This is a genomic window from Streptomyces sp. NPDC006309 (genome assembly GCF_040613095.1).
GTDB lineage: Bacteria > Actinomycetota > Actinomycetes > Streptomycetales > Streptomycetaceae > Streptomyces.
On the sequence record NZ_JBEXRO010000010.1, the window covers coordinates 218,276 to 224,479 of the forward strand.

Genomic DNA, 6,204 nt, shown 5'->3' on the forward strand with positions numbered 1-6,204 from the left:
GGCTGATCAGCGAGGAGGTCCCGCTGTGGAGCGGATCAACGGGCAGCGCGTACAGCTGCACCGGGGTGAGTGGCTCCGCCGCGCGTTGAGGGTCCGGGCTGAGGCCGCCCTCGCCCGGCGTCTGGGACTGCCGGCGGGCAGCGTCGGGGCTCACCCCTCCTGGCGCGGTGACCTGGGCCTGGTCGTAGTCTGCGGCCATGACTGACACCCCGATACTGACTCCCGCGCAAGCCTTTGAGATGCTGCTGGCCGGCAACCAGCGGTTCGTCTCAGGAACACCGGAGCACCCCAACCAGGACGCCGCACGCCGCTCCGAGACCGCACAGGCCCAGAACCCCTTCGCGGTGCTGTTCGGCTGCTCCGACTCCCGCCTGGCCGCAGAGATCATCTTCGACCAAGGGCTCGGTGACCTGTTCGTCGTCCGCACCGCGGGCCACGTCACCGGGCCGGAGGTACTGGGCAGCATCGAGTACGGGGCGAGCGTGCTGAACTGCCCTTTGGTAGTGGTCCTCGGCCACGACTCATGCGGTGCGGTCGCGGCCACCCGCGCCGCCGTGGAGGACGGGGTGGCCGCGCCCGGGTACGTACGGGATGTCATCGAGCGGGTCACGCCCAGCGTGCTGGCCGCCCGCTCCGCCGGCCTCACCCAGGACAGCAACATCATCGCCGAGCACACCCGGCACACCGTCGACCTGCTGCTGGAGCGCTCCCGGGTGCTCGCCGACCAGGTGAAGACCGGACAGACCGCCGTGGTGGGCCTGTCCTACCGGCTGTCCGACGGCAGCGCCCACCTGGTCACCACCCGCGGCCTCGACGTCACCGCCGACTCCGCATCGTGACCGGAGCTCCGCTGGCTGTCGCACAGCCGCGTCAGGCCGCGCATGGCCCACTACGGAGCCGGTCACCGCTGCCTGTCCCGTACCTCGCGCCGACCTGACCCATGCCGCGGACTGCAAGGGGTGCCACGGGTGGGGAATCGTGATCACTGTCGAGGGGCGTTGCCAGTGGCGGAGGGCCGGGGTCCGGCGGCGCGGCGGAGCCGGTTGGCGATCGCGAGTCCCAGCCCCTCCTCGACCGGCAAGGACGCGACGATGAGGCCGCACCCTTGCTGGTCGAGCTCGCGCAGGAACCCGTACAGCCCGCGCGCGTAGGCGGCCATCGAACCGGGGACCGCCACCACCGCGTGCGCCTTCACCGGAGCGTCGGCGAAGGTGGCAGGAAGACAGACGCCGACCTGGTGCCCCAGCTCCTGCGCGAGTTCCGCTTCGACGACGACCTTCTCGGGCTCGACGAGGACGACCCGCGCCCGCGGCGCGTAGTGGGACGGATGCTGGCCCGGAACCCGGACCCGGCTCGCCGTAGGGATCGCAAGCGGATACCCCAGCGCCGCTTCGAGGTCCTCGCGCGTCACCCCGCCGGGCCGAAGGATGCTCGGGGCATCGCCCGTGACGTCGACGATGGTCGATTCGATGCCGACCTCGCAGGGCCCGCCGTCCAGTACCAAGTCGACGGCATCGCCGAGCTCGGCACGGACGTGGTCCGCCGTGGTGGGGCTGACCGAGCCAAAGCGGTTGGCGGACGGGGCCGTCACACCGCCGCCGAAGGCCGACAGCAGCGCGAGTGCGACGGGGTGGTCGGGCACGCGCACGGCCACCGTCTCAAGGCCGCCCGTCGCCTCCAGGGGCACCCGGCGACCGCGCCGCAGGACCAGCGTCAGCGGCCCCGGCCAGAAGCGTTCGGCCAGCAGGCGCGCGGTCGCGGGCACGTCCTCGACCCAGTCGCCCAGCTGCTCCGCACCGCCGATGTGGACGATCAGGGGGTGGGAGGGCGGGCGCCCCTTGACCTGGAAGATACGCGCGACCGCGGCGGGATCCTCGGCGTTGGCGCCCAGGCCGTAGACGGTTTCGGTCGGGAAGGCCACCAGGCCTCCGGCGCGCAGCACATCGGCTGCCTTTTCGATGTCACTGGTTCTTGCCGTCACCCTCGCAATCCTCTCACTGATCTGCTCTCCGCTTTCCGTGGTCTCGTCGGCGCATGACAACGCACGAAGGCCGACGGCACCGCGTGAGTCCGGACGCACAAGAGTCGTCACGACAGCGCCGGCGAACACCGCCAGGGCGGCCCCGGACTCCTATCTCGGACAGACCTGCAAAGTAGCTGTGTGTGATGTTCAGGCCATGCCGTCGGCGTCCTCGGCGAGCATGCGGTATGCGGTTGCGACCGAGGGCCGCGTACGGCCAGCTGGGCCGAACCCACTCGTTCTACGTCGAAAACACCAGGTTGGTGGACGGGTTCCCCCTCAGACCGCGGTAGCTCGGCAGCTCAGTTCGCATACACGGCACCTGTTCCGTTGTCCCGCCCGCGGGGGTAGCTCGAGAAAGTCGCCGCGGACGTCCGAGCCTCGGCTCCCTTGGCGAGGCCTTCTGGCAGACCATCGCCGGGTGGGAGCCTTGCGCCACCGTCCGCTGGGAGTCGTTGGGGCTGGACAGTGCGCGGGACGACGCCCGCTCACTGTCCGGGCCAGTTCGTGCGGAAGTGACCAGTTGACCTGGGAGGGGGATCAGCTCACGCAGATCAGCCCGAGCACACAGATCCCCGACGGGGAGGTCGCCGCCGGTGCGGAGTTCGACTGGGACGTCCCCGAAGATCCTGGAGACGACGCATCCGACGTGCTTGACGTGCCTGAAGTTCCCGACCCGCTTGAAGTTGGAGGGGTTCCCGACCTCGTGCCGCCGGTGGCCGTCGGCTCGGACGACTGGGCCGCCGACGTATCGGTGCCGGCAGTCGTCGTGTGCGCGGAACGGGTGTCGGCGGATGGTACGGACGCGGCCGGCTGTGCGGCAGCCCCCGACCTCGTCTGTGAGGCAGCGGCCACCGGCTGCCGCGCCCTCGCCGAGTCCGTGTGGGTCGCGACGGCCTCGGAACGCCGCTGCGAGGTGCCGGTCGTGGAGGACCGGGAGTTCGTGGAGGATGGCTTGCGGTGCTTGCCCGTGCCGGCCGGCGGGAGCTCGGCGGTCTGATCCACCGACTGCTCATCGGTCCCCATGCTCGAGAGGTTGTCGGCAGTCGACGCCTGGGCGCGATGGCCGGAACTGCCCTCCATCGAGGCCACGGTCAGACCGCCGCCGACGAGCGCGACGGCGGTCGCGACCACGGCTCGACGCTGGTTCTTCTTCCAGCGGGCCCGCTGTCGGCGCCGGCCAGCCCGCCCCTGCGGTGAGGGTGAGGGCCCCTCGGCCTCACTGGCGGCGCCCTCGACATCACCGCCGACGTCCTCGAAAACACTGCCGGCGTCGTCGCAGGCGCCGTACGCGTCGGCTCCCGCTGTCGCCGCCGCCTCCGGCCAGAGCGCTATGGCGGCCGGGGCCGGGACGGTGCGGCCGCCTGAGGTCAACGGCGCTATGTCCGGGGCGTAAGCGCCGCAACCCGGGCACACCAGGGCTCCATTGAGGTGCCGACGGCACGAGGAGCAGTAGTCCATCCGCTTCTTCCTGACGGTTTTGCACGAGGGATCGAGCATGTAACGCTAACGGCGCCTTCGAAAGACCGTGTGGGGCCGATGTGGCGCTCCTGTGCGTATTCCCTGCCTCAGCGCGCGAAACTTCAGGTGACGTGCGAGTCCGTGGCCTTGATCACGGTCACCGGGACATGCGGGCGAGAGGGAGCCGGTGACCGCGCCGACGACCGCCTCGGTCGTCTCGTGGACCTTGTATTTCTGCCAGCCTCTCTCCAAGAGAAGGGGCCGCCCCGGACGAACCCGGGGCGGCCCCTTCACGGAAACCGGCGGCGCCGGCCCCGCTCAGCCGTGGCGGACGGATCCGCCCGGGACAACGAGCGGCAGGGTCCCCGTGGTACGCGGTACGGTGCGCCGATGCCAGAGATCAGGACGTTCCAAGTCACCTTTGACTGCGCAGAACCCGGGCGCCTCGCCCGCTTCTGGTGCGAAGGGCTGGGCTACGTCATGCCGCCGCCACCCAAGGGGTTCACCACCTGGGAGGAGCACGACCGCACCCTGCCTGCTGAGAAGCGGGACGCATGGTCCGCCTGCAGTGATCCCTCGGGCGTGGGCCCGCGCCTGTACTTCCAGCGCGTCCCGGAGGGGAAGGTCGTCAAGAACCGGGTGCATCTCGATGTCCGGGTTGGCACCGGGCTCGTGGGGGACGAGCGCCTCGCCGCGCTCGAAGCCGAGTGCGCGCGACTGGTCGCGCTCGGTGCGACCCACGTGCAGACGCTGTACGCTTACGGGGAGAACGAGTCTGCCTCCCGATGCTGGACATCGAGGGCAACGAGTTCCGCATCGACTGAACAGCGCCGCATCGCGCTCCGTCAGCGTGCTCGCTCCACGCGGCGCTCGTCCCACACCGGCTCCGGCGTCTCCCGTACCCGGCCGTCGCTGCCGAACACCAGGAAGCGGTCGAAGGATCGGGCGAACCAGCGGTCGTGGGTGACCGCCAGGACCGTCCCCTCGTACGCCTCCAGCCCCTCCTGCAATGCCTCCGCCGACTCCAGGTCCAGGTTGTCGGTCGGCTCGTCCAGCAGGAGGGCGGTGGTTCCCTGCAGTTCCAGCAGCAGGATCTGGAAGCGCGCCTGCTGCCCGCCGGAGAGCCGGTCGAAGGCCTGGTCGCCCTGCCGGTCCAGTTCGTAGCGGCGGAGCGCCGACATGGCCGCGCCCCGGTCCCGGGTGTGCTCGGTCCACAAGATGTCCACCAGGGTGCGCCCGATCAGTTCGGGATGCGCATGGGTCTGGGCGAAATGCCCCGGTACCACACGTGCGCCCAGCTTCACCGTGCCCGTGTGCGCCACGTCCTCCCCGGCCAGCAGCCGCAGGAAGTGCGACTTGCCCGACCCGTTGGAGCCGAGCACCGCCACCCGCTCGCCGTAGAAGATCTCCAGGGAGAAGGGCTTCATCAGCCCGGTCAGCTCCAACTGCGTACAGGTGACGGCCCGCACCCCGGTACGCCCGCCGTGCAGACGCATCCGGATCTCCTGCTTGCGCGGCGGCTCCGGCGGCGGACCGGCCTCCTCGCGCGGCCGGATGAACGTGGCGAGCGGCGACGACCTGCCGGATCAGCGGGCCTCCCACGCCTCCGCCGGTTACGTGCAGATCGTCGGCCCGTCCCGTCAGATCGTGGAGGACCGGATGAACGGGGTCCTGGACGCCTTCGAACTGGTGACGGAGGACCCGTCATGAAGGCCTCCGCCTACGGCCGACTCTTCCAGTGACAGCAGGACCCCCGCCGCGAACAGGGCGAACGACCCGCCTGACGCGCCGCTCACGCGTCCCGGAGATCACCCGAATGCGTCTTACATTGCCCGACCAAACAAGGTTGATGTTCGATGACAATCCTCACCAGTAATGCATTCAGCGACGAAGCCTCACCCTGTCCGTCTGGTCCCGTCGTAGCGCTCGCGACCGAAGACGACCGGGAATTCTTGAGAAGCATTTTCGCGTCAAGTCTCGACCCTTTCTACGACGGGGATCACGAGGCGCACGCGGACAGGGTCCTCGACGCTCATCTCGCCGCGGGAACCGACAGCTACGGCCATTTCTCAGTGGCGCAGCGAACTTTCGTCCTCTGGTCGGACGGCTCTCCGCGAGCGCAGCGATTGGGTGTCCTGCACCTCGCGGTCAAACGGCAGGGAACTGTCAAGATCAGCCCGCTGATTCTGATTCCGAGCCATCGCCGGCGCGACGGTCTCGGGACCGTACTCCTCCGTACCGCCCTGGATTTCGCCTGGGAACAGGGCGCTCGGCAGCTCTACTGCACGGTCGCCGCGGAGAACACACCGGCCATCACGTTCTTTGTGTCGCCGAGGAGCGGCTGCTTGAGCTCGGCGGCAGCGCATTCTCCGAGGGCGCGGACGCCTCTGATCACGTGGTTTGTGGTGCGTGTGCCAGCATGCAGGGCCTGTTCGGAGCGGCCCTCCGGCTGCCGGAGCGCTGGCGCGCCCTGCAACACATCGCCTCAGGCGGAGCCGAATCGGCGACATCGTCATGGCCGCCCTCGCCGGTATGAAGGCGATTCCCGCAACTACAGACGTGATCCTACTTACTGCAGATGCTCGCCGGGGGAGAAGTCGCCGCCGCCTGGTGCTCCCGGTCCGTCGCCTCCCGGTCCGTCGCCTCCCGGTCCGTCGCCTCCCGGTCCGTCGCCTCCCGGTCCGTCGCCTCCCGGTCCGTCGCCTCCCGGTCCGTCGCCTCCC

Annotated in this window: 5 protein-coding genes and 2 pseudogenes; 5 read left to right on the plus strand and 2 right to left on the minus strand. The window is 69.9% G+C overall.

The window, feature by feature from the left end; genetic code table 11:
• The first annotated feature begins 197 nt into the window (after positions 1–197).
• Positions 198–839 carry a carbonic anhydrase gene (locus tag ABZ117_RS16415; RefSeq protein ID WP_356821267.1) on the plus strand — a complete coding sequence of 214 codons (642 nt, stop codon included), beginning with the start codon at positions 198–200 and terminating at the stop codon, positions 837–839.
• 143 nt (positions 840–982) lie between these two features.
• On the opposite strand, the gene ABZ117_RS16420 is transcribed toward ABZ117_RS16415, so the two are convergent.
• Positions 983–1,981: an L-threonylcarbamoyladenylate synthase gene (locus ABZ117_RS16420; protein WP_356821269.1), complete on the minus strand. Its 999-nt coding sequence runs from the start codon at positions 1,979–1,981 to the stop codon at positions 983–985.
• 562 nt (positions 1,982–2,543) lie between these two features.
• Between ABZ117_RS16420 and ABZ117_RS16425 the strand changes: the two genes are divergently transcribed.
• Together ABZ117_RS16425 and ABZ117_RS16430 are read left to right on the plus strand one after the other, a co-directional pair.
• A complete protein-coding gene (locus tag ABZ117_RS16425; RefSeq protein ID WP_356821271.1) occupies positions 2,544–3,020 on the plus strand; it encodes a hypothetical protein in 477 nt (158 codons plus the stop codon).
• A gap of 851 nt (positions 3,021–3,871) precedes the next feature.
• Positions 3,872–4,305: pseudogene (locus ABZ117_RS16430) on the plus strand (VOC family protein).
• 21 nt (positions 4,306–4,326) lie between these two features.
• Here ABZ117_RS16430 and ABZ117_RS16435 read toward each other — a convergent pair.
• Positions 4,327–5,025 (minus strand): annotated as a pseudogene (locus tag ABZ117_RS16435) (ATP-binding cassette domain-containing protein); the annotation flags it as partial.
• On the opposite strand from ABZ117_RS16435, the gene ABZ117_RS16440 reads away from it, so the two are divergent.
• A complete protein-coding gene (locus ABZ117_RS16440) occupies positions 4,991–5,191 on the plus strand; it encodes a hypothetical protein (protein ID WP_356821273.1) in 201 nt (66 codons plus the stop codon). The pseudogene ABZ117_RS16435 and the gene ABZ117_RS16440 sit on opposite strands and share 35 nt — an antisense overlap.
• A gap of 146 nt (positions 5,192–5,337) precedes the next feature.
• A partial coding sequence (locus ABZ117_RS16445) for a GNAT family N-acetyltransferase (protein ID WP_356821283.1) occupies positions 5,338–6,204 on the plus strand: 867 nt, incomplete at its 3' end.